12 protein-coding genes are annotated in these 25,837 nt (G+C 74.6%); 8 read left to right on the forward strand and 4 right to left on the reverse strand.

The window, feature by feature from the left end:
* The 8 genes from ACLIYP_RS18255 to ACLIYP_RS18290 all read left to right on the forward strand — a co-directional run.
* Window positions 1-1,828, forward strand: a 1,828-nt coding sequence (locus ACLIYP_RS18255; protein WP_412714200.1) for a condensation domain-containing protein, incomplete at its 5' end; no start/stop codon positions are given.
* A complete protein-coding gene (locus ACLIYP_RS18260) occupies window positions 1,825-5,106 on the forward strand; it encodes a non-ribosomal peptide synthetase (RefSeq protein WP_412714201.1) in 3,282 nt (1,093 codons plus the stop codon). The genes ACLIYP_RS18255 and ACLIYP_RS18260, both read left to right, overlap by 4 nt.
* Window positions 5,103-15,878 carry a non-ribosomal peptide synthetase gene (locus ACLIYP_RS18265; protein ID WP_412714202.1) on the forward strand — a complete coding sequence of 3,592 codons (10,776 nt, stop codon included), beginning with the start codon at window positions 5,103-5,105 and terminating at the stop codon, window positions 15,876-15,878. Before ACLIYP_RS18260 ends, ACLIYP_RS18265 begins: the two co-directional genes overlap by 4 nt.
* A gap of 29 nt (window positions 15,879-15,907) precedes the next feature.
* Window positions 15,908-17,116: an FAD-dependent oxidoreductase gene (locus tag ACLIYP_RS18270; protein WP_412714203.1), complete on the forward strand. Its 1,209-nt coding sequence runs from the start codon at window positions 15,908-15,910 to the stop codon at window positions 17,114-17,116.
* Window positions 17,113-18,348: an acyl-CoA dehydrogenase family protein gene (locus ACLIYP_RS18275; RefSeq protein WP_412714204.1), complete on the forward strand. Its 1,236-nt coding sequence runs from the start codon at window positions 17,113-17,115 to the stop codon at window positions 18,346-18,348. Before ACLIYP_RS18270 ends, ACLIYP_RS18275 begins: the two co-directional genes overlap by 4 nt.
* On the forward strand, window positions 18,345-19,091 hold the full coding sequence (locus tag ACLIYP_RS18280; RefSeq protein WP_412714205.1) for a thioesterase II family protein: 747 nt from the start codon (window positions 18,345-18,347) through the stop codon (window positions 19,089-19,091). Before ACLIYP_RS18275 ends, ACLIYP_RS18280 begins: the two co-directional genes overlap by 4 nt.
* Complete coding sequence (locus ACLIYP_RS18285) at window positions 19,091-19,696, forward strand: class I SAM-dependent methyltransferase (protein ID WP_412714206.1); 606 nt, start codon at window positions 19,091-19,093, stop codon at window positions 19,694-19,696. The genes ACLIYP_RS18280 and ACLIYP_RS18285 overlap by 1 nt, the downstream gene beginning before the upstream one ends.
* Window positions 19,693-21,165, forward strand: a complete 1,473-nt coding sequence (locus ACLIYP_RS18290) for an MFS transporter (protein WP_412714207.1) — start codon at window positions 19,693-19,695, stop codon at window positions 21,163-21,165. Before ACLIYP_RS18285 ends, ACLIYP_RS18290 begins: the two co-directional genes overlap by 4 nt.
* On the opposite strand, the gene alr is transcribed toward ACLIYP_RS18290, so the two are convergent.
* The 4 genes from alr to ACLIYP_RS18310 all read right to left on the reverse strand — a co-directional run bounded on the left by alr (window position 21,156) and on the right by ACLIYP_RS18310 (window position 25,134).
* Window positions 21,156-22,274 carry an alanine racemase gene (alr, locus tag ACLIYP_RS18295; RefSeq protein WP_412714208.1) on the reverse strand — a complete coding sequence of 373 codons (1,119 nt, stop codon included), beginning with the start codon at window positions 22,272-22,274 and terminating at the stop codon, window positions 21,156-21,158. The genes ACLIYP_RS18290 and alr overlap by 10 nt on opposite strands.
* A gap of 424 nt (window positions 22,275-22,698) precedes the next feature.
* Window positions 22,699-22,854 carry a DUF6131 family protein gene (locus ACLIYP_RS18300; protein WP_412714209.1) on the reverse strand — a complete coding sequence of 52 codons (156 nt, stop codon included), beginning with the start codon at window positions 22,852-22,854 and terminating at the stop codon, window positions 22,699-22,701.
* Window positions 22,855-23,098: 244 nt separating this feature from the next.
* Window positions 23,099-23,557, reverse strand: a complete 459-nt coding sequence (locus ACLIYP_RS18305; RefSeq protein ID WP_412714210.1) for a CBS domain-containing protein — start codon at window positions 23,555-23,557, stop codon at window positions 23,099-23,101.
* Window positions 23,558-24,093: 536 nt separating this feature from the next.
* A complete protein-coding gene (locus tag ACLIYP_RS18310; protein WP_412714211.1) occupies window positions 24,094-25,134 on the reverse strand; it encodes a vWA domain-containing protein in 1,041 nt (346 codons plus the stop codon).
* Window positions 25,135-25,837: the final 703 nt, after the last annotated feature.

Genomic DNA, 25,837 nt, shown 5'->3' on the forward strand with positions numbered 1-25,837 from the left:
GGACCGGGCGGCGGACGAGGCGTTGCTGGCCGTGGTGCGGTCCTGGGCGGTGGAGCGGTTGCCGGGCTACATGGTGCCGCCCACGCTGACCGTGCTGGAGGAGCTGCCGCTGTCGGCCAACGGCAAGATCGACCGCACCGCCCTGCCCGACCCCACCACAACCACCTCGCAGTCCACTGGCCGGCGCGCCGAACTCGGCCCGACGGCCGCCAAGCTGGCCGCCATCGCCGCCGAGGTCATCGGCATCCCGGACATCGACCCGCACGGCGACTTCTTCACGCTCGGCGGCGACTCGATCATGGGCGTCCAGCTGGTCTCGCGCGCCGGCGCCGAGGGCATGGAGATCATGGCGGCCGACCTGTTCCGCCACCGCACCATCGCCGAGCTGGCCGCCGTCGTGGACCAGCGCCGCGAGGGCGAGGAGACCGCGTCCGACGGCCTGCTGCCGCTCTCGCCCTTCCAGCGCGAGATCTTCGCCCGCTCCGCGCCCGAGGTGCCCACCGCGGTCCAGCAGTTCACGATCCCCGTGGACCCCTCCTTCGACCCGGACACCGCCGGCCGCGTCCTGGCCCTGCTGCTCGGCCGGCACCCGGGGCTGCGCATGCGGTTCGTCCAGGGCGAGGACGGCTGGGGCCAGACCGACACCGGCTGGTCGGAGCATTCGGCCGCGCAGGCGGCGCACGTACCGCTGATCGACCTGTCCGCCCTGCCCGGGGAACGGAGGGAGAGGACGGTCCGGCAGATGGCCGCCGAGATGCGCGACGAGTTCGACCCGACGACCGGTCCCCTGGTCAAGGTGGCGCTCTTCGACCTCGGGCCGGACCGGCGGCGGCTGCTCTGGCTGTCCCACCTGCTCGTGGCCGACCTGCGCTCCCTGCAGGTGCTGCTCGGCGAGTTCTCCGCCGCGGCCGGGCAACTGCGCGACGGCGACCGGGCCGACCTGCTGCCGCCCACCCGCCCCTTCCCGCGCTGGGTGGAGCGGGCCGCCGGGCACACCGCCGAAGCCGAGCCCTCGGACGGCGCCGTGCCGCTGCCGGCCGGCTCCGGCGAAGGCCCCGTGCACCGGCTGTCGACCGTGCTCGAGGAGGATGAGGCCGGACGCCTGCTGAGCGCGGCCGCCGACGCGTACCGGCTGTCCGGGCGGGAGGTGGCGCTGGCCGCGCTCGCCTCGGCCGCCTTCGCCGGCACGGGACAGGAGCGGATACGGCTGGGAGTGGAGGACGACGCCCGCCCCCTGGCCCTCGGCGACCTGGACGTCAGCGGCAGCGTCGGCTCCTTCGGCAGGGCCGTCCCCGTGGTGCTCGAACGCCACGGCGGCGAGGACATCGGCGCGCTGCTCACCGAGGTGAAGGAGCGGCTGCGCGCGGCGGTGCGGCAGGACCCGCTGCCCGTACCGCCGCCGGGGGAGTGGCCGCTGCTGCTGCGCGACCTCGACGCCCTGGCCGAACTCCCGAGGCTGGGACACCCCTTCAGTCCCGACGGCCCCGTGGCGCCCCCCGCCTGGGACCCGGGCAACGCCCCCGGCCACCCGCTGGTGGTCACCACCTACCGGCTGGCAGGCCGCTGGCACATCGACTGGCTGTGCCGCGGCGACGACGCCCGAGCCCTCGCCGAACTCCTGGCCGGGCACGTCACCGAGGCCCTGCGCGCCATCGCCGAGCACTGCACCGCGGCCGGAGCGGGCGCGGTCAGCCCGAGCGACTTCCCACTGGCCGACCTCGACCCGGCGGCGCTCGCCGCGCTGACCGCCTCCCTGAACGGCGCCCCGCCCGGTGGCGGAGCCGGCCCCGACCCGAACGACGGCACGACCACCGAGGTGATCCGATGAGGCTCGACGGCATCGAGGACGTCTACGAACTCTCCTCCATCCAGGAAGGACTGCTGTTCCACAACCTGTACTCGCCGGGCGCCGGCGTCTACCTGGAGCAGATCACGCTGACCCTCCACGGGGACCTGGACCTCGACGCGTTCCGCCGGTCGTGGCAGACCATCGTCGACCGGCACCCCGTCCTGCGCACCAGCTTCCACTGGGAGGGCGTCGGCAAGGCGCTCCAGGTGGTGCACCGGAAGGTGCCGCTGGACCTGCCCGAACTGGACTGGCGCGACGCGCCCCCCGAGGAGCAGGACGCCCGCTACGAGCGGTTCGCCCTGGAGGACCGGATGCGGGGATTCGAGTTCGACAGGGCGCCGCTGATGCGCACCGCCCTGCTCCGTACGTCCGACGACACCTGGAAGTTCTTCTGGAGCTTCTCCCACCTGCTGCTGGACGGCTGGTCGTTCGGGCTGTGCTTCTACGAGCTGACCCAGCTGTACAACGCGCTCGCCCGCGGCGAGGAGCCGCGGCTGGAGCCCGCCAGGCGCTACCGCGACTACGTGGCCTGGTGGAAGCGCCGGGACACCGAGAGCGCCGAGAAGTTCTGGACCCGCCACCTGTCCGGCTTCGAGCCCTACGAGCGCCCCCTGGAACTGGGCAGCATCGACCGCCGCCCGCCCGGCCCGGGCGAGCCCAGCCACGGCATGCTGCCCGACCGCGACCTGGTGGCCCTGGTGCCCCGGCTCGAAGAGGTGGCACGGGAGCACGGCATCACCGTCAACACCATCGCGCAGGGCGCCTGGATGCTGCTGCTCAGCCGCTACCTCGACCGCGACGACGTCATCGCGGGCTCCACCGGCACACAGCGCCCCGCCGGACTGCCCGGCGCCGAGCAGATCATGGGCCCGATGCTCGCCACGATGCCGGTACGCGCCCGGATCGACCACGACGCCGAGCTGATCCCCTGGCTGCGCGACCTCCAGCAGGAGATGGCGGACGCCCGCGAGAACGCCGACATCCCGCTGCCCGAGCTGCGGAAGCTGGCCGGCCTGCCGGGCGGCATCCCGCTGTTCGACATGGACCTCGCCTACGAGAACGTCCCCGTCCCGGACATGACCCTGCACCGGCTGGAGATCGGCGAGTCGACGTACGACGGACGCCCGCACTTCCCGATCACCATGATCATCATGCCCGGTGACCGGCTGCCGGTGCCGCGCCTGGTCTACGACCGGACCCGCTTCCCCGACCAGGCCGCCGAGCGGCTCATCGAGCACTTCTACACCGTGCTCACCGCCATCATCGACGACCCGGAACGCCGGCTGGGCGAGATCCCCGTCCTGCCCGGGAGCGAGCGGGCGAAGCTGGCGGAGTTCACCGCCACCGAGGAGCAGCCGGTCCCCGGGCCGCTGCACGAGATCTTCGCCGAACGCGCGCGGCAGGCCCCCGACGCGGTCGCCGTGGTCTGCGGCGGCGAACAGCTCGGCTACGCCGAACTCGACCGGCGGGCCAACCGCCTGGCGCACCGGCTCAGTGAACTGGGCGCGGGGCCGGGGCGCCGCGTCGGGCTGGCCGTGGAGCGCTCGACCGACATGCTCGTCGCCGTCCTCGGCGTGCTCAAGAGCGGCGCCGCGTACGTGCCGCTGGACCTGACGCACCCCGCCGAGCGCACCGGCTACACCCTGCGCGACTCCCAGGCCTGCGCCCTGGTCACCCACGCCCCGGGCCGCGACCGCCTCCCGGACTTCGACGGCCCGGTGGTCGACCTCGACGCCGACGCCGCGGACCTCGCCGCACAGGACCCCACCGCCCCGGCCCACGGAGCCACCGCCGACTCGCCCGCCTACGTCATCTACACCTCCGGCTCCACCGGCCGCCCCAAGGGCGTCGTGGTCACCCACCGCAACGTCGTCCGGCTGGTCACCGGCGCCGGGACCCGCTTCGACCTCCGCCCCGACGACGTGTGGAGCATGTTCCACTCCTACGCCTTCGACGTGTCGGTCTTCGAGACCTGGGGCGCCTTCTGCAACGGCGCCCGGCTGGTCGTGGTACCCAAGGACACCGCGCGCTCGCCCGAGGCGCTGTACGAGCTGCTGCACGAGCAGGGCGTCACCGTCCTCAGCCAGACGCCGTCCGCCTTCCGCTCCTTCATGACCGTCGCGCTCGGCGCCGACGAGGGCGTCCGGCTGCCGCTGCGCTACGTGGTCTTCGCCGGCGAGTACCTGGACACGCAGGCCCTCGCCCCGTGGATCGAGCGCTACGGCGACGAATCCCCGCAACTGGTCAACATGTACGGGATCACCGAGGCCACCGTGCACTGCACCTACCACCGCGTCACCGCCGCGAGCCTGGCGAGCGGGGTGCGCGGCAACATCGGCCGCCCGCTGCCCGACGTCCGCATCCACGTGCTCGACCGCCACGGCAGGCCGGCCCCCGTCGGCGTCGGCGGCGAGATGTACGTCGGCGGACCCGCCGTGGCCCTCGGCTACCAGAACCTCCCCGAGCTGACCGAGCAGCGCTTCCTGCCCGACCCGTTCGGCGGCGGCCCGGACGCCCGCATGTACCGCTCCGGGGATCTGGCCCGCTACCTGGAGAACGGCGAGCTGGAGTTCCTCGGCCGCGCGGACCTCCAGGTCAAGATCCGCGGGTACCGGGTGGAGCCGGGCGAGATCGAGGCCGTGCTGCGCGAACACCCGGCCGTCCGCGACATCGTCGTGCTCGCCCGTGAGGACACCCCCGGCGACCAGCGCCTGGTGGCGTACGTCGTCGCCGGGGAGCACGAGGACCTGGCGGCCGAACTGCGCGACCTCGCCCGCGTCCACCTGCCCGAGCACATGGTGCCCTCCGCCGTCGTACGGCTCGACGCCCTGCCGCTGACCGTCAACGGCAAGACCGACCGGGCCGCCCTGCCCGCACCCGACGGCGCCCGGCCCTCCCTCCGGGCCGCCTACGTGGCCCCCGGCACGCCCGCGGAGGAGGCTACGGCGAAGGTGTGGGCCGAGGTCCTGGGCGTGGACCGGGTCGGGGTGCACGACGACTTCTTCGCCCTGGGCGGGCACTCCCTGCTCGCCACCCGGGTGGCGTTCGGGCTGTCCGCCGCGCTGGGGGTGGAGGTGCCCGTGCGCATGGTCTTCGACCGGCCCACCGTCGCCGCGATGGCCGCCGCCCTGCCGGCCCCGGACGCCCCGGACGCCCCGGACGCCCGGGGCGCAGCGGAGGACGGCGAGGGCGGATCCGGCACGATCAGGCGCCGTGCGCGGGTCTCCCGCGGCTCCACGGGAGGTGCCGGGGCGTGACCGAGGACCTCACGACCGCCGCACGCCCCTCCGACGCCGCCTACCTGCTCCCCGCGTCCTTCGGGCAGCGCCGCCTGTGGCTGCTCCAGGAACTGGAGCCCGGCAGCGGGGCCGCGTACATCGAGCACATCGCCATGCGGATGCGCGGCCCGCTGGACGCCGGGGCCCTGCGGCGTTCCGTGGACGTGCTCGTGGAACGGCACGAGACGCTGCGCACCGCGCTGACCCTGGTCGGCGAGGAGCCGATGCAGGCCGTCGAGCCCGAACTGGTGGTGCCGATGACCCGCATCGACCTCACCGGCGACCCCGGCCGGCTGGACGAGGCGCTGCGCGCGTACGTGAGCCGGCCCTTCGACCTCGGCCGCGCCCCGCTGTTCCGGGTCGCCCTGATCCGGCTCGCCGAGGACGACCACGCCTTCGTCGCGGCCTTCCACCACGCCGTGTACGACCAGTGGTCCGGCAGCGTCTTCATGCGCGAACTGCTGACCTGCTACCGGGCGTTCACCGAGGGCGGCGAGCCCGGCCTGCCGGAGCCGCCCATCCAGTACGGCGACTTCGCCGCATGGCAGAACGAGCGCACCGGCAGCGCCCGGGAGCGGGCCGAACTCGACCACTGGACGCGCCGGCTGTGGGAGCTGCCCACGCTGGAACTGCCCACCGACCGGCCCCGCCCCGCCGTCCAGGCCCACCGCGGCGCCACCGTCACCGGCGAACTGCCGGGCGAGGTCGTACGGGCCGTGGAGGAGCTGGGCCGGAGGACGGGCGCCACCTCCTTCATGACCTGCCTGGCCGCCTTCGGCGCGGTGCTGCACCGCTGGACCGGGCAGGACGACATCGCCGTCGGCACGCCCGTCGCCGGGCGTGACCGGCCCGAGGTGCAGGACCTCATCGGCTTCTTCGTCAACAACCTCGTGCTGCGCACCGACCTCGCCGGCGACCCCACGTTCGAGCGGCTGCTGGAGAGGGTGCGCGGCACCTGCCTGGACGCCTACGGACACGCCGACGTGCCCTTCGAGCGGCTGGTGGAACGGCTGGCGCCGGAGCGGGACCTCTCCCGCAGCCCGCTGTTCCAGGTCATGTTCGTCTTCGGCAACGTGCCCATGCCGCACACCGGTCTCGGCGACCTGCGCACGGAGATGCTGCGCACCGACCCGGGCACGGCCAAGTTCGACCTGTTCTTCGCGCTCGTCCCGCACGGGGAGGGCATGCGCGCGGTGCTGGAGTACGACAGTGCCCTGTTCGAACGCCCCACCGCGGAGCGGCTGCTGGACCACTTCCGGCGGCTGCTGACCGCCGCCGTCGCCGATCCCGGGCGGCGGATCTCCGAACTGCCCCTGGAGTCCGAGGCCGAACAGCGGCGGCTGTCGGAGTGGGGCACGGGCGCCGCCCGGCCGGCGCCCGTGCCGCCCCTGCCGCAGCAGGTCGCCCGGCGGGCCGCGGCCCACCCCGGCCGGACCGCCGTCACCTGCGGGCCGCGAAGCCTGACCTACGGCGAACTGGACGAGCGGGCGAACCGGCTCGCGCACCACCTCGTCGGCGCCGGGATCGGCGCCGGGGCGCTGGTCGCCGTCGCCCTGCCGCGCGACGCCGACCTGCTCGTCACGCTCCTGGGCGTGCTCAAGACCGGAGCGGCCTATGTGCCCGTCGACCCCGAGCACCCGGCCGAGCGGGTGCGGTTCGTCCTGGAGGACGCCGGGGCCGCGGCGCTGATCACCACCGAGGCGCTGCGCGCCCGGCTGCCCGAACCGGGCGGCCCGGTGGTGCTGGTCGACGCCGACGCCGACACGATCGCCGGCCGCTCCCCGGCCACGCCCGGAGCGGGACCCGGCCTCGGCGATCCCGCCTACGTCATCTACACCTCCGGATCCACCGGCCGCCCCAAGGGCGTCGTCGTACCGCACGGCGCGCTCGCCAACCTCCTGGCCGCCATGGCCGACGAACCCGGCTGCGCCGAGGGCGACGTGCTGGCCGCGGTCACCACCCTCTCCTTCGACATCGCCGCCCTGGAGCTGTACCTGCCCCTGGTGACCGGCGCCCGCGTCGAGATCGTGCCGGCCGGCGAGGCCACCGACGGCGAACGGCTGGCCGCCCGGCTGGAGGACTGCGGCGCCACCGTCCTCCAGGCCACCCCCACCACCTGGCGGCTGCTGCTGGACGCCGGCTGGGAGGCGGCCGGCCGGCCGTTCACCGCCCTGTGCGGCGGCGAGGCCATGCCGCCGGACCTGGCCGCCCGGCTGGCGGCGGCCGTCCCGGCGGTGTGGAACATGTACGGCCCCACCGAGACCACCATCTGGTCGACCGCGCACCGGGTACGCGGCGACGAGGACCCGGTGCCGCTCGGCCGCCCGATCGCCGGCACCACGCTGCGCGTGGCCGGCCCCGACGGGCGCCGCCGCCCGGTGGGCGTGCCCGGCGAGCTGTGGATCGGCGGCGCGGGCCTGGCCCACGGCTACCTGCACCGGCCGGAGCTGACCGCCGAGCGGTTCACCGAGACCTCCGACGGCCGCTGGTACCGCACCGGCGACCTGGCGCGCTACCGCGCCGACGGCACCCTGGAGTTCCTGGGCCGCACCGACTCCCAGGTCAAGCTGCGCGGCTTCCGCATCGAACCGGGCGAGATCGAGTCCGTCCTCGCCGCCCACCCGGGCGTACGCGAGGCCGTCGCCGTCGTACGCGAGGACACGCCCGGGGACCAGCGGCTCACCGCCTACCTGGTGCCGGAGACCGGCGCTCCCCGGGACCTGGTGGAACAGGCCCGCGCGCACGCCGCCGCCGCGCTGCCCGCGCCCATGGTGCCCAGCGCCTTCGCGGTGCTGGACGCCCTGCCGCTCACCCCCAACCGCAAGATCGACCGGAACCGGCTGCCCGCGCCGGGGGACCGGGGCGCCGACCGGAGCTCCCACACGGCGCCGCGCTCGGCCGCCGAGCGGGAGGTCGCCGCGGTGTGGTCCGAGGTCCTGGGCGTGGAACGCATCGGCGTGCACGACGACTTCTTCGCCCTGGGCGGGCACTCCCTGCTCGCCGCCCGCGCCGTCTCCCGGCTGCGCACCCGCCTGGGCATCGACCTGCCCGTGCGCGCCCTCTTCCAGCACCCCGTACTCGGCGACCTGGCCGCCGCCCTGCCCCGCCCGGGGGAGCCGGTGCACCCGGTCGAACCCGTGCCCCGGCTCGCGGAGAGCGCGGGCGAGCACGCCGGGCGCCTGCTGCTGCCCGCCTCATTCCAGCAGCGCCGCATATGGTTCCTCCAGCAGCTCGACCCCGGCAGCGCCGCCGCGTACGTCATGCACGGGGCCCAGCGGCTGCGCGGGCGGCTGGACACCGACGCGCTGCGCCGCGCCGCCGAACTGCTGGCGCACCGCCACGAGACGCTGCGCACCTCCTTCACCGTGATCGGTGACGAACCGGTCCAGGTCGTCCACCCCGAACCGGCCGCCGTCTTCGAACTGGTCGATCTCGGCGGAGCCCCGCGGGCCGGCACCTCGGACCCCGCAGCACCGGAGACCGCAGCACCGGACCCCGCAGTACCGGAGACCGCGGCCCTCGACGCGGTGCTGCGCGAGCGCGCCCGCGCGCCGTTCGACCTCGCCGCGCCGCCCCTGGCCCGGATCACCGCCGTCCGGCTCGGCCCCGAGGACCACGTCCTGCAGATCGTGCTGCACCACGCGGTCTCCGACCGGCTGACCGTCGACGTCCTCACCCGGGAACTGGCCGCCGCCTACACCGCCCTGCTGCGCGGCGACCGGCCCGAGCTTCCCGAACTCCCCGTCCAGTACGGCGACTACGCCGCATGGCAGCAGAAATGGCTGGAGGGCCCCGAGCCCGCCGCGCAGATCGGCCACTGGCGGCGGCGGCTCGACGGGCTGCCGGTGCTCGACCTGCCCACCGACGCCCCCCGGCCCGCCGCTCCCACCCACGAGGGCGCCACCGCCACCGCCGACCTCCCGCCGCGCCTCGTCCGGCGGCTGGAGGAACTGGCGGCCCGCCATGACGCCACGCTGTTCATGGTGATGCTGGCCGGCTACGCGGTCCTGCTGTCCCGCTGGAGCGGCCAGGAGGACTTCGCCATCGGCTCTCCCGTCGACAGCCGCACCCGGCCGGAGCTGGAGAACCTGGTCGGCTACCTCACCAACAACCTGGTCCTGCGCACCGACCTGTCCGGCGACCCGACCGCGGCCGAGCTGCTGGCACGCGTCCGCGAGACCTGCCTGGACGCCTACGCCCACGCCGACGTGCCCTTCGAGAAGCTGGTCGAGGAGCTGCGGCCGGAACGCGACCTCGCCCGCAGCCCGCTGTTCCAGGCGATGTTCATCGCCGTCCACCTCGGCGCCCCGGGCCTGGCACTGCCCGGGCTGACCGCCGAACCGCTGCGCCCGGCCGCCGAGTCGGCCAAGTACGAGCTGACCTTCACCACCTACCCGCACCGGGGCGGGCAGCGGGTCGTCGCGGAGTACCGCAGCGACCTCTTCGCCCCCGCCACCGTCGCCCGCATGCTCGCCCAGTACGCCACCGTCCTGGAGCAACTGGCCGACGAGCGCCCGGTGAACACCATCGACCCCCTGCCCGCCGCGGAGCGCGCCCTGCTGGAGGAATGGGGCAACGGACCCTCCCTCGACATCCCGCAGACCGGCATCCCCGGGCTGCTCCGGCCGCACTTCGAGAAGTACGCCGACCGCGTCGCCGTCAGCCGCGGCGAGGACACCCTGACGTACGCCGAACTCGACCACCGCGCCAACCGGCTGGCCCACCTGCTGCGCGCCGAGGGCGCCGGGCCCGGCACCCTGGTCGCCGTCTTCATGGAGCGGTGCCCGGAGCTGATGGTCGCGCTGCTCGGCATCCTGCGCGCGGGGGCGGCCTACGTGCCGATGGAGACCAACTTCCCGCAGGAGCGGCTGCGCTACATCCTGGAGGACTCCGGCTCGGTCGCCGTGCTCACCCAGGAGCACCTCGCCGGCGCGCTGCCGGAGACCTCGGCCCGCGTGCTGTGCCCGGACACCGGGCGGCCCGGGACCGCCGCACACCCCGGCACCCCGCCCCCCGGGGAACCGGCCCCCGGCGACCTCGCGTACGTCATCTACACCTCCGGATCCACCGGCCGCCCCAAGGGCGTCGCCCTGCCGCACCGCCCGGTCGTCAACTTCCTGCTGTCCATGTGCGACGAACCCGGCATGGGCCCCGGCGACGTGGTGGCCGCCGCCAACACCGTCTCCTGCGACATGCCCGTCCTCGACCTGTACCTGCCACTGCTGCACGGCGCCCGGATCGAGATGGTCCCGCTGGAGGAGGTGACCGACGGCGAGCGGCTCTCCGCGCGGCTGGCCGCCGCCGGCGTCACCTACCTCCAGGGCACCCCCACCACCTGGCGGGTCCTCCAGGAGAGCGGCTGGACGCCGCCGGCCGGGCTCGTCGCCCTCGCGGGCGCCGAGAAGGTCCCCGCCGACCTCGCCCACTGGCTGGCCGGGCACGGCGCGACCGTCTGGCACATGTACGGGCCCACCGAGACCACCGTCTGGTCCACGGTCCACCGGGTCGCCCCCGGCGACGATCCCCTGCCGCTGGGACACCCGGTCGCCAACACCGAACTGCTCGTCCTCGACCAGGCCCTGCGGCGCACACCCGTCGGCGTGCCCGGCGAGCTCCACATCGGCGGCGACGGACTGGCCGACGGCTACCTGTACCGGGCGGAACTGACCGCGGAACGCTTCGTCGCGGACCCCCGCGACCCCGCGCGCCGCCTGTACCGCACCGGCGACCTGGTCCGCTACCGCGCCGACGGCACCCTGGAGTTCCTGGGCCGCACCGACTTCCAGGTCAAGCTGCGCGGCTTCCGCGTCGAGCTGGGCGAGATCGAGTCGGTGCTGCGCGCCCACCCCGCCGTACGGGACGCGGTCGTCACCGTGCGCGAGGACACCGCCGGCGACCCCCGGCTGGTGGGCTACGTCGTCCTCGCCGAGGAGAGCGACCGCAGTGCCCTCACGGCGGAGCTGGACCGCGACGCCCGCGCCGTGCTGCCCGCCCACATGGTGCCCGGCGCCCTGGTGGTCCTGGAGGAGCTGCCGCTCACCCTCAACCGCAACAAGGTCGACCGCTCCAGACTGCCCGCCCCCGATGGCCGGCGCACCGGGCACGGCGAGTACGCGGCGCCGCGCTCGGGTGCCGAGCGGGAGGTCGCCGCGGTGTGGGCCGAGGTGCTGGGCGTGGACCGGGTCGGGGTGCACGACGACTTCTTCGCCCTGGGCGGGCACTCCCTGCTCGCCACCCGCCTGGTCACCGCACTGCGCGCCGCCACGTCGGCGCCCTTCGCCGTCCGCACGGTCTTCGAACGGCCGACCGTCGCGGCGATGGCCGAACTCCTCGACGGCGCACGGGGCGCCGGCGGCGACGGCACCCACGGCACCCACGGCACCCAGGGCACCGACTGTGCCGACGGCGGCGGCGAGGGCACGGCCATCCCCGTGCGCCGGCGCGGCGGCGGCCCGTACGACATCCTGCCCGCCTCCTTCCAGCAGCGCCGTGTCTGGTTCCTGGACCGGCTCGCCCCGCACAGCGGCGGCGCGTACCTGATGCGCGGCGCCCTGCGGCTGCGCGGCGCCCTGGACACCGGTGCCCTCCAGCGCGCCGTGGACACCCTCGTCGAGCGCCACGAGGCGCTGCGCACCTCGTTCGGCGCCGAGGACGGCGAGCCCGTCCAGCACATCGCCCGCCGGGCCGGACTGCCCGTGCGCCACGTCGATCTCGCGGCGCTGCCCGCCGAGGAGCGCGAGAGGCGGCTGGCGGCGCTGCTGGAACGCGAGGGCGGACACCCGTTCGACCTGGGCCGGGCGCCGCTGCTGCGCGTCACCCTGGTGCGGCTCGCCGCCGAGGAGCACGTCCTGGCGGTGGTCTCCCACCACGCGGTCTCCGACCGCCTGTCCACCGAGATCCTGGTCACCGAACTGACCCGCGCCTACGAGGCACTGGTCGAGGGGCGCGAGCCGGAACTGCCCGCGCCGCCCGTGCAGTACGGCGACTACGCCGCCTGGCAGCAGGAGTGGATGGCGGGGGAGCGGCTGGACGCCGAGGTGGCGCACTGGCGCCGGCGGCTGGCCGGCCTGCCCGTCCTCGACCTGCCCACCGACCGGCCGCGGCCCGCCGCGCAGTCCTACCGCGGCGGCACGTGCTCGGTGCCGCTTCCGCGCGCCCTGGTCGACGGCCTCGAACGGCTGGCGGCGGGCGAGGGCGGCACGCTGTTCATGGCGCTGCTGGCCGCCTTCGGCGGAATGCTGCACCGGCTCTCCGGCCAGGACGACCTGGCCGTCGGCACCCCCGACTCCGGTCGCGGCCACCTCCAACTCGACGGTGTCGTCGGCTACTTCGCCAACACGCTCGTGCTGCGCTCCGACGCCTCCGGCGACCCGGCCTTCCGGACGCTGCTGCACCGCGTCCGCGAGACCTGCCTGGACGCCTACGAGCACACGGACGTGCCCTTCGAGAAGCTGGTCGAGGAGCTGCGGCCGGAGCGCGACCTCGCCCGCAGCCCGCTGTTCCAGGTGCTGTTCATCATGATGCCGCTGCCCGCCCCCACCCTGCGGCTGCCGGGCGTGGAGGCCGAGCAGATGGAACTCGCGGGCACCGGGGCGAAGTTCGACCTCACCCTGATCGTGCGGCCCGGCGCGGACGGCGAGGACTGGCGGCTGCTGCTGGAGTACGACGGCGACCTGTACGAGGAGAGGACCGCCGAACTGCTGCTGCGCCGGCTGCTCACCCTGGCGCACGCGGCGGTCACCGACCCCGACACCCCGCTGTCCCGGCTGCCGCTGCTGCCCGATGCCGAGCGCACCGACCTCCGGCGGTGGGGGAGCGGCCCGCGGCGGACGGTCCCCGGCATCTGCGTACCGCAGCTCTTCGAGGCGCAGGCCGCCCGGGTGCCCGGGCGCGTCGCGGTCCGGCACGGCGCCGTCCGCCTCACCTACGCCGAACTCAACGCCCGCGCCAACCGCCTCGCCCACCGGCTGCGCGGACTCGGCGTGGGCCCCGGCAGCCTGGTGGCGCTGGCCACCGAGCGCTCGCCGGAGACGTTCGTCGGGCTGATGGCCGTGCTCAAGGCGGGCGGCGCCTATGTGCCCGTGGAGCCCTCGCACCCGGCCGAGCGGGTGCGGTCCGTCCTGGAGGGCTCCGGCGTCGCTCTCGTCCTGACCACCGAGGAGTCGGCGGCCCGGGTGCCGCGGTGCGCGGCGCGGACGCTCGTCCTGGACGGCGACCCCGGCGAGGGCCACCCGCAGGACGACCCCGTGCCGTCCGCCGGGCCGGACGACCCGGCGTACGTCATCCACACCTCCGGCTCCACCGGCCGCCCCAAGGGCGTCGAGATCAGCCACGGGGCCCTGGCCCACCTGCTCGCCGCGCTGGGCGAGCTGGGCTGGATCGACGAGAACGACCGGATGGCGGCCCCCACCACACCGGCCTTCGACCTCTCCGTTCCCGACCTGTTCCTGCCACTGGTCACCGGCGCGTGCGTCGACATCGTCCCGCCGCGGGAGGCCTCCGACGGACGGGCCCTGGCCCGGCGGCTGCGCGAACACGGGGTCACCGCCATGCAGGCCACCCCGACCACCTGGCAGCTCCTGCTCGACGCGGGCTGGTCCCCGGACGGCCGGTTCACCGCGGTCTGCGGCGGGGAGCCCGTCCCCGCCGCACTGGCCCGCCGCCTGGCGCGCGAGGGCGCGACCGTCTGGCACATGTACGGGCCCACCGAGGCGACCGTGTGGGCGACCGCCCACCGCGTCACCGGCGACGAGACCCGGCTGCCGCTGGGCCGCCCCCTGCCCAACACCGTGCTCAGGGTGGCCGACGCACAGGGGCGCCGCTGCCCGGCCGGCGTACCGGGGGAGCTGTGGATCGGCGGGCCCCAACTCGCCCGCGGCTACCTGGGCAGCCCCGGACTGACGGCCGAGCGCTTCGTGGAGCGCGACGGCGTCCGCTGGTACCGGACCGGCGACATCGTGCGCCACCGCGCGGACGGCGCGCTGGAGTTCGTCGGCCGCGACGACACCCAGGTGAAGCTGCGCGGCTTCCGCGTGGAACTGGGCGAGATCGAGGCCGTGCTCGGCGACAGCCCGGAGGTGGCCCGGGCCGTCGCCGCCGTCCGCGAGGACGTCCCCGGCGACCGGCGGCTGGTCGCCTACCTGGTGCCCGCGGCGCCCGGGGCGCTCGACGACGGCGGAGCGGCCGCGCTGCGCGCCGCGGCCGAGCGCCTGCCCGCCCACATGCTGCCCTCCAGGGCCGTGGTGGTCGACCGGCTCCCGCTCACCCCCAACCGCAAGGTCGACCGCGCCGCGCTGCCCGCCCCCGGCGGGCACGTGCCGGCGGACGAGGACCACCGGCCGCCGCGCACCCCCACCGAGGAACGACTCGCGGCCGTCCTCGCCGAGGTCCTGGGCGTGGAACGCGTCGGTGTGCACGACGACTTCTTCGCCCTGGGCGGGCACTCCCTGCTCGCGGCCCGGGCCCACGCCCGGATCGAGGCGGCCTGGCCCGACGCGCCGGGAGTGCGCGCCCTCTTCGAGCACCCCACGGTCGCCGGGCTGGCCACCGTGCTCGACGCGGCGGGGGAACGGCCGTCCGGCCGCCCCGGCCCGGTCGGCGACCCCCTCGGCGACGCCGTCCTCGACGACGGCATCCGGCCCGGCCCGCCCGGCGCCCGGCCCTGGCCGCCCCGCCACACCCTGCTCACCGGCGGGACCGGCTTCCTCGGCGCCTTCGTCCTGGCCCGGCTGCTGGCGGAGACGGACACCACCGTGCACTGCCTGGTGCGCGCCGAGGACGGCGCCCGGGCCCGGCGGCGGCTCGTCGACCACCTCACCGCCCTCCGGCTGTGGGACCCGGCGTGGGAGGACCGGCTGCACGCGGTGGCGGGCGACCTGGCCGCACCACGACTGGGGCTGCCGGAGGCGGACTTCGGCGAGCTGGCCGACCGCACGGACCTCATCGTGCACATCGGGGCCGTCGTCAACTACGCCCTGCCGTACGCCGACCTGCGCGACGCCAACGTCGAGGGCACCCGCGAGATCATCCGCCTGGCCGCGCGCGGGGAGCCCACCGCCCTGCACCTGGTCTCCAGCCGGGCCGTCTTCGGCCGGAGCCGCGGCGGACAGACGCTGCGCGAGGCGGACGTCCCCACCGCACCGCCGTACGACGACAACGGCTACGCCCTGACCAAGTGGACCTCCGAGCAGCTCGCGCACGAGGCCGCCCGCCGCGGGCTGCCCGTCGCGGTGCACCGGCCCGGCCGGGTCGGCGGCGACAGCCGCACCGGCCTGTGGCGCAGCGACGACGTCGCCTGCCACATGATGCGCGCCTGCGCACTGGTGGGCATGGTGCCCGACACCGAACTGGCCACCGACCTGGTGCCGGTCGACCACCTGGGCACCGCCATAGCGGCGCTCGCGGTACGGCAGGACGCGCTCGGCCAGACCTTCCACTACGCCGGTCCCGCCAAGGCCCCGCTGCGGCTGCTGGCCGAAGCGCTGCCGGACGCCGGCCACCCGGCCCGGCTCGCCACCCCGCAGGAGTGGTACGCCGCGGTGCGCGCCCTCGCCGACGGCGCCCACGACGCCGGACTCGACCTGGTGGTCCAGGAGTACGGGCAGCTCGCCGACGGCCGGGCCGCCGACTGGCGGGAGCCGGAGTACGACTGCGCCGCCACCGCACGGCTGCTGGACGGCGCGGTGGCCTTCCCCCATGTCGACCGAGCCCTGCTCGCCCGCTATCTCCGGGCGATGAACACCACCCCGTAGACGGAGGAGAAGTGCCCACAACACCACGCTTGGACAAACCGATCCTGATCGCCGGGGCCGGTATCGGGGGGCTCACCGCCGCACTCGCCCTCTCCCGGCGCGGCCTGCCGGTGGCCGTGTACGAGCGGCGCGGGGAACGGGAGATCGTGATGGCCGGCAGCGGCCTGACGATCTGGAGCAACGCCACCACCGCCCTGGGCGCCCTCGGCCTCGCGGGGGAACTGCTCTCCCGGGGAGAGGAGGTCCACGGCGGCAACAGCGTCGACGAGCGCGAGCGCGTCATCTACCGCATGCGCACCGCCCGCCACACCTGGCCGGGCAGCGTCCCGTCGGTCAGCATCAGCCGCGGCGACCTCGCCGACCTGCTGATGTCCGCCTGCGAGGACGCGGGCGTCCCGCTCCACCTCGGCCGCCGCTGCGTGGGCTACGAGGAGAGCCCCGACGGCATCACGCTCAAGCTGGAGGACGGCGAGTGCGTCGAGGGGACGGTGCTGATCGGAGCCGACGGCATCCGCTCCGCGATCCTCGCCCAGCTCCACGGCACCCTGCCCGAGCCGCTCTACACCGGCCGCTCCACCTATCGCGGCATCAGCCCCACCTCCGCCGGACTGCCCGCCGGGCTCGTCCACATGTTCCACCACGCCGGCACCAGGGTCGGCGGCGGCGCCTGGCACGTGGGCGGCGACCGGGTCGCCTGGACCCTGAGCTGCGCCACCCCGCCCGGCGGCCGCGACGAACCCGGCACGCTCAAGCGGCGCGCCACCGAACTCGCCGCACCGCTGCCCGGACTGCCCGGCAGGCTCGTCGACGCCACCCCGGCCGAGGCCGTGATCAGGACCGACATCTTCTACCACGACTGGCGGGAGCACTGGGGCGTGGGCCGCGTCACCCTGCTCGGCGACGCCGCCCACGCCATGCCCACCGACCTCGGCCAGGGCGCCTGCCAGGCCATCGAGGACGCCGTCGTACTCGCCGACGCCCTCGCCGGCGCCGAGGACCCGGTGGCCGGCCTGCGCGCGTACGAGCAGCGCCGCATACCCCGCGTGCGGTGGGTGCGCGAGCAGGTCATGCGGCTGGTGAAGTGGCCGCAGATCGACAACCGCGCCGTCAAGTGGCTGGTCACCAAGGTCCTCGCCCCCGTCGTCATCGCCGTCAGGCAGCGCGCGCTCTGGCGCGAGCTGCAACGGCCCCCGCAACTGCACGGCAGCGGCCGGCCCGCCACGGGAGCACGCCGATGAACGACACGCCCCGGCCGCTGACCTGGCTCACCCTGGAGGAGGAGGCGTGGCGCGAACAGGTCGCCCGCTTCGCCGAGAAGTCCGTCGTGCCCCGGGCGGCCCGGATGGACCGGGACGGCCGCTTCGCACCGGAACTGTACGAGGAGCTGTTCGCCGCGGGACTGATGGGCATCCAGGTCCCGGAGGCCTACGGCGGCCAGGGCGGGAGCCTCTTCCACGTCGTGCTGGCCATCGAGGAGCTGGCCAAGGCCGACCCGGCCGTGGCCGTCCTGGTCGACGTGCAGAACGCGCTGGTCGCCCAGGCCCTGCTCACCCACGGCACGGGGGACCAGAAGCGCACCCACCTGCCCGCGCTCGCCGGCGGCACCGTGGGCGCCTTCGCCCTCTCCGAGGAGCACTCCGGCAGCGACGCGCTGGCCCTGAGCACCGTCGCCCGCCCGGACGGCGACGGCTTCGTACTCGACGGCCGCAAGCGGTGGATCACCAACGCCGCCGAGGCCGGAATCCTCCTCCTGCTGGCCCGGGTGCCCGAACAGGGCGTCACCGCGTTCCTCGTCGACGGCGGCAGCGAGGGACTGACCATCGGCGAGCGCACCCCCAAGATGGGCATCCGCGCCACCTCCACCTGCGAGGTCGTCCTCGACGGCGTGCGGGTGCCCGGCCACCGGGTGCTCGGCAGGGTGGGCCAGGGCGACGTCGTCGCCGTACGGACCCTGGACGCCGGCAAGCTCGGCATCGCCGCCCAGCTCGTCGGCCTGGCGGACGGGGCGCTGCGCGCCGCCGTCTCCTACGCCCAGCGGCGCGAGCAGTTCGGCCGGCCCATCGCGGCCTACCAGGGCGTGCGCTTCCCGCTGGCCCGGGCGTCCGCCGAACTGGAGGCGGCCCGCGTCCAGCTCTACAACGCCACCCGGCTGGCACAGCACGGCGCCGAGGCCTCGGAGCTGATGCGCGCCGCCTCCGTCGCCAAGTACCTGGCCTCCGAGGTCGCCGAGCGCACCGCGTCGCTCGCCGTCGAGGTGCTCGGCGGCAACGGCTTCGCCGAGCACGGCGCCGTCGAGAAGCTCTACCGGGACGCCAAGGTCGGCAAGATCTACGAAGGCACCTCCAACATGCAGTTCCGCACCATCTCGGCCTTCCTGCTGCGCGGCGCCGCGGAGCACGGCGGCGAGACCCAGGCCGGCCCCGGCGCGGACGCGCCGGGCGGCGCGGGCCGGGCGGGGGGCGCCGCGTGAAACCGGTACGGCTGTTCTGCCTCCCCTACGCGGGCGGCTCGGCGGTCCGCGTCTACCACGACTGGCCGGCCGAGCTGCCCGGCCACATCGAGCTGCGGCCGCTGGAACTGCCCGGCCGGGGCAGCCGGATGTCCGAGACGCCGTGCCCGTCCGTCGACGGCCTCGTCGACGACCTCGTGCACTGCGTCCTCCCGGCGATCGACGGGCCGTACGCCCTCTTCGGGCACAGCCTCGGCGGGCTCCTCGCCTTCGAACTCGCCCGCCGGCTCGAACACGCCCACCACCGGCCGGCCCGGCACCTGCTGGTCTCCGGCTACGAGGCGCCCGACCTGCCCACCGAGCCAGACCGCGACCACCTGCTGCCGGACGACGAGTTCCGCAAGAGACTGCGGGAACTGTCCGGCACCCCGCAGGAGGTGCTCGACAACGACGACCTGATGGAACTGCTGACCCCGGTCCTGCGGGCCGACTTCACCGCCTCCAACACCTACCGGCTCGGTTCCCCCTGGCTCCGGCTGAGCTGCCCCCTCACCGTCTTCGGCGGTCTGGACGACCCCGAGGCGCCCCCGCACACCCTGCGTGCCTGGCAGCACCGCAGCACCGGCCCGTTCCGGCTCCGGCTGCTGCCCGGCAACCACTTCTTCCTGCACACCGAACGCACCTCGCTGATCGAAGCCGTCATCGACGCGCTCGGCCCGGCGGGCGAGGCGGACGCCGGCCGGCGCCGCGGAAGGAGGGCCTGATGCGCCCCTGGCTCTACAACACCCTGTACCGGCTCGGCATCGCGCCCTGGGACACCGGTGTACGGCCGCACCTCACCGACCTCGTCGACGCCGGCCGCATCAGGCCCGAGGACGGGCGCCGCGTCCTCGACCTCGGCTGCGGCACCGGCAGCGAGTCGGTCTACCTGGCCCAGCGGGGCTTCGAGGTCGTCGGCGTCGACTACTCCGGCGTCGCCCTGGAACGTGCCCGCGCGCTCGCCCGGAGCAAGGGCGTCAGCGGCAACTGCCGCTTCCTCCACGGGGACATCAGCTCCTACCCCGTCCCCGGTGTCAGCGGCTCCTTCGACGTCATCCTCGACTTCGGCGCCCTGGACGACATGACCGGCGCGCCCCGCGAGGGCATGGCCCGGGTCGTACACCGCTACGCCCGCCCCGGCACCGTCTTCGTGCTGTGGTGCTTCCACGCCCGCAGGGAGGACGTGCCGCGCTTCCGCTTCGCCGGTGTCTCCAAGATGCACAGCATGCTGGAGCCCGGTGAGGAGGAGACGCTGTTCGGGCGGGAGTTCACCATCGAGCGGCTCGACTCCCCGGAGCACACCGCGTGTTTCGTGATGACGAAGAAGTGACGGCCCCGCCCCCGGCCGGCCGCCGGGAGAAGAACCTGACCCTGGCCGTGGTCTGCTCGGCCCTGTTCCTGGCGCTGCTGGACAGCACCGTGATCAGCCTCGCGCTGCCCACCGTCCAGCGCGACCTGGGCGCGGAGGTCACCGACCTCCAGTGGATCGTCGACGGCTACATCCTGCTGTACGCGGCCCTGCTGCTGACCGGCGGAACGCTCGGCGACCGGTTCGGCCGGCGCCAGGTCTTCCTGGCGGGCATGGCCGTGTTCACCGCGGGGTCCGTGCTGTGCGCCCTGTCCGGGTCCGTCGCCGAGCTCACCGCGGGCCGTGCCGTGCAGGGCGTCGGAGCCGCGGCCGTCACCCCGCAGACCCTGGCCATCCTCGCCCAGGTCTTCCCCGGGGAGCGCGAGCGCGCCCGCGCCTTCGGCACCTGGTCGGCGGTCTCCGGGCTCGCCCTGCTCCTCGGGCCCGTCGCGGGCGGCGCCTTCGCCGAACTCCTCGGCTGGCAGAGCGTCTTCCTGCTCAACGTCCCCATCGGGCTCCTCGCCCTGGCCGCGGGGCGGCGGCTGCCCGCGTGCACCGCGGCCAGGACGAGGCGGCCCCTGGATCCGGCCGGGCAACTGCTCGTCGTCACCTGGCTGGCGCCCCTGACCTACGGACTGGTCGAGGGCCCGCGGGCGGGATGGCGCGATCCGGCCGTCCTCACCGCCCTGGCCCTGGGCGCCGTCGCGTTCGCCGCCCTGCTCCTGGTCGAACGCCGCTCCCGCCACCCCATGCTGAGGCTCGACCTCTTCCGCTCCCGCACGTTCTGCGGCAGTACGTCGGTGACGTTCCTCGTCGCCTTCGGGCTCAACGCCGGTTTCCTGCTGCTGAGCCTGCTGCTGCAGTCGCTGGGCGGCGCGGAACCGTCGGCCGCGGGGCTGCGGCTGCTGCCCGCCATGGCGGCGATCGTCCTCGCCGCCGCCGTCGCGGGCAGGGTCTCCGGCCGTCTCGGCCCCCGGCCCCCGGTGGTGCTGGGCACCGCGCTGGCCGGGACGAGTCTGCTGCTGCTGTCCGTCTTCGCCGTCGGAGAGCGGTACGCGCTGTGGTGGCCGCTGCTCGCCCTCATGGGGCTGGGCGTGGGCATGGTGATGTCGCCGAACAACGCCGCCCTGGTCGGCAGCGCCCCCGCCGACGCGGCGGGCCAGGCGGCATCGATGGGAGGAGCCGCGCAGCAGGTGGGCGCTCTGCTGGGGGTGGCCTCGCTGGGCATCGTCCTCACCGGAACGGCCTTCACCGGCGCGACCGGCGCGGCGCACGGCGCGTCGGCCCCTGAGGGGCCGGGCCGCGAGGCGCTGGCGGTGGGCATCGAACACGGTCTGCTGCTGGCGGGTGCCTGCTACCTGGCGGCCGCCGTGCTGGCGGCTCTGCTGGTCCGTCCGGAGCGGCCCGGAGCCCGGCAGTCGGCCGGCGGTCGGCGGGCTGTTCAGAGGTAGACGCGTGCGACGCGGGCGCCGACACCGGTGACCAGCTCGTTGGTGATGGTGCCCAGCGCGCGGGCCCAGTCCATCGCGGTCGGCTCACCTCTGTCGCCGGGGCCGAACAGCACCACCTCGTCCCCGGCGGCCGCCTCGTCGTCGCCCAGGTCCAGCATGAACTGGTCCATGCAGACCCGCCCGGCGATCGGCCGGCGTCGCCCGGCGGCCAGCACCGTGGCGACGTTGCCCGCGTGCCGCGGGACACCGTCCGCGTATCCCAGCGGTACCAGGCCGAGCCGGGTGTCGCGGGTGGTGGTGTAGGTATGGCCGTAGGAGACGCCCTGGCGCGCCGGCACCGGTTTCACCTGCGCCAGCCGGGCCGCCAGCGTCATCGCCGGGCGCAGCCCGGTGCGCGTCAGGGGGACGTCGGGCCACAGCCCGTACACCGCGATGCCCGGGCGCACCAGATCGAAGCGGGCCTCGGGGAGGGCGAGTACCGCCGCCGAGTTCGCCAGGTGCCGCACCTGCGGGCGGACTCCGGCGCGTTCGGCGAGATCGACGGCCTCCCGGAAGGCGTCGACCTGGCGGAGCGTGCGCGCGTGCCGGGGGGTGTCCGCCGAGCCCAGGTGCGACCACAGGCCGACCACCTCCAGCAGCCCGTCCGCCTGCGCCTTGAGCGCCGCGTCGACCAGCCGGGGCCACTGGGAGGGGGGAGCGCCGCCGCGGCCCAGACCGGTGTCCGCCTTGAGGTGGACCCGGGCCGGGAGTCCGGCGCGCCCGGAGGCGGAGGCGATCTCCTCCACTGCCCAGACGTCACCGGCCGACACGTCGATCCGCGCCGCGATCGCGGCGCTCCAGCGTGCTCCGGGGGTGTTGAGCCAGCACAGCACCGGTGCCCGGATACCGGCGCGGCGCAGTCGCAGTGCCTCGTCGATGGAGGCCGTCCCCAGCCAGCGCGCCCCGGCCGCCAGCGCGGCGCGCGCCACCTCGACGGCCCCGTGGCCGTAGCCGTCGGCCTTCACCACCGCCATGACCTCGGCCCCGCCCGCGGCGCGGCGCAGCACCGCGACGTTGTCGCGCACGGCCTCGAGGTCGACTTTCGCCACGGCAGCCGGATCGCTCGTCACGCACGGCACCGTATGCCGGGGAGGAGGAGGCCGGGCAGCCGCAGACGATCTCGCCGTTCGCCCTGCCCGATCGGGCACTGCCGGACGGGAGGGCGGGCGGACGAGCGGGCGCGCGGACGAGCGGTCGGCACGCGTCCGCCCGTGCCACCGCAGCCGCTCTGCCCCGCCCCTGGGCCCGGTGAGGCGGCCGTGGCGGGGACCGAGGGCAAGGCGGGTGAGCGGAACGGGGATGCGGTGGCGGGCTGCGGGCACAGTTCACACAGGCTGACGGTACGTGTCCGTGACAGGGCACCGTCGGTGTCCGCTCGGGCCGTCGGCTCCTTGACGCCGTGTACCGGAGCAGACCGGTCGGCGGCCGGGACCGGCCTCTCGACCGTGACTCACAACCAGGCCTCCCGCCTGCTCGCCGCCTGTGCGGCGCCGATCACCAGTAGTGCCGGCGTCCTGCCACGGCGTGCCCGGTGGTGCCCAGGATCCACAGGACCGCGCCGATCACCACCAGGATGAGCCCGATGGTCCACAGGATCGATATATCGGCGAGGAAGCCGATGGCGAGCAGAATGACGCCGAGAATGATCATGGCATCTCCCACGTATGGCGGTATTAATCTCATTATGTGCCCAAAATCGCACAAAAGGTAGAGGTTTTCTGCCGAGGCGACACCCCGCTGATGCGCCGGTGCGTGCCCGCCCCCGCGCTTGGTGAGTATGCGGCGGGGCGATCCGGTCGGGTCTCCCGGGCGGCGCACCCTCCGGACCCCGCGGCGGCGGACCACTTCCGGCCGTGGACGGACCACCGCGCCCCGGCGGGCTCCCGCGTCCGGTTCACCCCTGGGCGAGGAAGTACTCCATCAGCCGCGCCGCGGTGACCGCGCCCACCGTCCGCGTCCGCTCGCCGTCGTTCTCCACCACCGCCACCAGCGGCGTGTGCGTCGTGGCCATCAGCGCGGCGATCCGGACGGCACTGGTGTCCCGCCCCACCACGGCGGGAACGGTCCCGTGCCGGGGAATCCACTGGGCCACCGTGAGCCCGTGGAGCTTCTCCGCAAGGCGCTCGACGTGGCCGTCCCGCAGAACGTCCGCCAGGACCGGCTCGCTCAGGGCGAAGTCCGGCACGGCGGCCCTCAGCAACTGCGACCCGGGCACCACCGCGTACGGCCGCTCATCGGGATCCACCACCAGCAGCGCCGGCAAGCGCCGCTCGGCGAACAGCCGGGCCGCCGTCATCGCATCGTCATCGGTCGTCACCCACGGATAGGGATCCGCCAGGTCGTAGGCACGCACAGTTCCGCCACCTCGCTTTCCCGGTCGGCACAGGCGCGGAAGGGGGGAAGGCCGAACCCCTTCCCGGTCCCGTCCGGAGGCCGGGCCTCCGCACGTGACATGTGTTTGCGGCTCCTTCTCCTCCTCATTGTCCCGGCTCCGCGCCGGAAGCGGCCAGCGAGACGGCGGTGCCACCGCGCGGTCGTGAACCCCCCACCCGCACACGCGGACCGCCAGGGTGGGGCGATGTGCCCGCGAGGGACCCGCGGGCGGGCCGAGGAACCGGCAGGCAAGGGCGCCGGACCAGCTCCCCGCCCCGGTGCGGCAGGCGTCCGGGCCCGGTCACAGGGACGTACCCGGGCCACGACCGGCCGGCTCAGGGGACGGACGAGGGCCGGGCTCGGGGATCCGCGGTTCCACCGGCCGGTGCCGGCCGTGGACCGGCGGGGCGGCGGTCGTCCGAGTACCACGTGCCCCCACGCCGGGCCTGCCCCACCGGCTCTGCCGCAGGGGCAGGCCCGGCCGAGTCTCCGGGACACGGCGAAGTTCCCGGGGCCTCAGAGCATGAGCAGCAGCCGTGTGTTCGGCACGAGCTTCCGGTTCACGCTGGTGCTCTGCACGAAGATCGTGAAGTCCTCGTTGTGGTCCGGCTTGACGCGCACCTCCACGCCCGGCAGGCCGAGCAGCGCCCGGGCCTCGGGCCCGGTGTACACCCGGTCCGTCTTCTTCTCCAGCACCGCGATCTGCTTCCGCGCCTGGATCTTCTCCGACTTGCTCAGCTGGTAGAACGCGCCGCCGGTGCGGTAGGTGTGCCCGCACTCGACGACCCAGTCCCGGATCGCCGCGTCACGGGCCACCGGTATCAGCTGGTACTTCGACGGATCCACCGGGGTGAGGCCGGCCGCCTTGATGGTGTCCTTGTTGACCGCGTCCGCACCCGTGGAGAACACCGTGCGCGATCCCCGGATGCCCTGGGTGCGGCCCACCATGAACTTCTCGGTGGCCTGCCGGATGACCTGCCCGGCCTCCTCCAGCCCCTGTGTGCTCGTGGCGTCCCAGATGGCGATGTTGTCCTTCGGGAAGCCGCACTGCATGGCCTCGCGCCTGCCCATCTGGTCCGGCACGAGGACGGCCAGAGTCCAGTTGTCCTCCTGCGTCCTGATCATCTCGGCCACGGCCTGGACCAGTTCACGCGGATTCCTGGCAGGGGCGTCCGGGCAGCGGTGACTGGCGTTCTCCTGCCCGTCGGTGAGCACGAACGTCAGGAAGCTGTGGTCGCCGTACAGTTGGGCCGTCTGCGCCAGCTCCCGCTGCGACTTCAGCGCGGCCGCCAGCAGGGCCGTCATCCCCCCGACCCGGTACAGCCGCTTCAGCGACGGCATCCGCAGCACGTCCTTGTCGTAGATGACGCACTCCACCCGGTCCGCGAAGACGTACACCGTGACGCGTGTCTCCTGGTCCAGTTCCCGCGACCGGCGGGCGAGGTAGGCGATCTGCTGGTCGGCGACTTCGACGACCTTGCCGCTCAGGTGCGACATGGACGAACTGGCGTCCAGCACGAGGGCGACGTGGTTGATGTAGTTCTGGCTTCCGGACATGGCGGCTCCCCCTCTTTCCGGCTCTTCCCGGCTCGATGCCCATACCGTCCCACCCGCCACTGACATCGACGGCGGTACGCGGGTCCCGCTGGCCCGGTGGCCGTGGCCCACGCGTCTCAGTCGGATCGGTGCCGCGGAACCCGCCGGCTGGGAGGGCGTCCTCCGGGGCGTCGCGCGTCGCGCTCCTCCGGGCGTTGGGGTCCAAGAGCGCCGGCCGCGGACGAGGTGGTCCTGCGGCGGCCGGGGCGGTGGCGGCGGCCGCCACCTGACAGGGCGAAACGGATCCCAGCCGGATTCCAGCCGAAGCGGAACTGGTGCACGCTCCGTGTCGGTGTGTGTCGTCTCAGTATTCGATCAGCGGGTTGCGAATCCAGCTCGGGAACAGGGAATCTGGTCCCCGAGCGGTTCCTGTCGTTGGGGAGTGGCAGGCCACGGGGGGTATGCGTGATTGAGATCCCGTTACGGGAATCCGAACACTGGGTGGTTCGGATCGCCAGCAGTCGGCTGTGGGAGATATTCGGCAGTATCGGCCTGCTCTCGTCGTATCGTGGTCCCGTTCCCTGGCCATACGCCCACTGAGGTTTTCTCAACGCCTTTCGTGCCATGCATTGTTGAGGACGAGGGCGGCCTGGGCGATGGCTCCGATCCGGCTGGGGCTGACCGTCACATGCTGCAGCGTGCGCCAGCGCTGTTTGAGCTCGGC

The sequence above is a fragment of the Streptomyces nanhaiensis genome, assembly GCF_046614825.1.
In the GTDB taxonomy this organism is placed as follows: Bacteria; Actinomycetota; Actinomycetes; order Streptomycetales; family Streptomycetaceae; genus Streptomyces; species Streptomyces radiopugnans.

Coding starts and splice junctions, on each gene's coding strand:
- ACLIYP_RS18275 (WP_412714204.1), top strand. CDS start 17,113: ATGAACGACACGCCCCGGCCGCTGACCTGGCTCACCCTGGAGGAGGAG.
- ACLIYP_RS18260 (WP_412714201.1), top strand. CDS start 1,825: ATGAGGCTCGACGGCATCGAGGACGTCTACGAACTCTCCTCCATCCAG.
- ACLIYP_RS18310 (WP_412714211.1), bottom strand. CDS start 25,134: ATGTCCGGAAGCCAGAACTACATCAACCACGTCGCCCTCGTGCTGGAC.
- ACLIYP_RS18300 (WP_412714209.1), bottom strand. CDS start 22,854: ATGATCATTCTCGGCGTCATTCTGCTCGCCATCGGCTTCCTCGCCGAT.
- ACLIYP_RS18285 (WP_412714206.1), top strand. CDS start 19,091: ATGCGCCCCTGGCTCTACAACACCCTGTACCGGCTCGGCATCGCGCCC.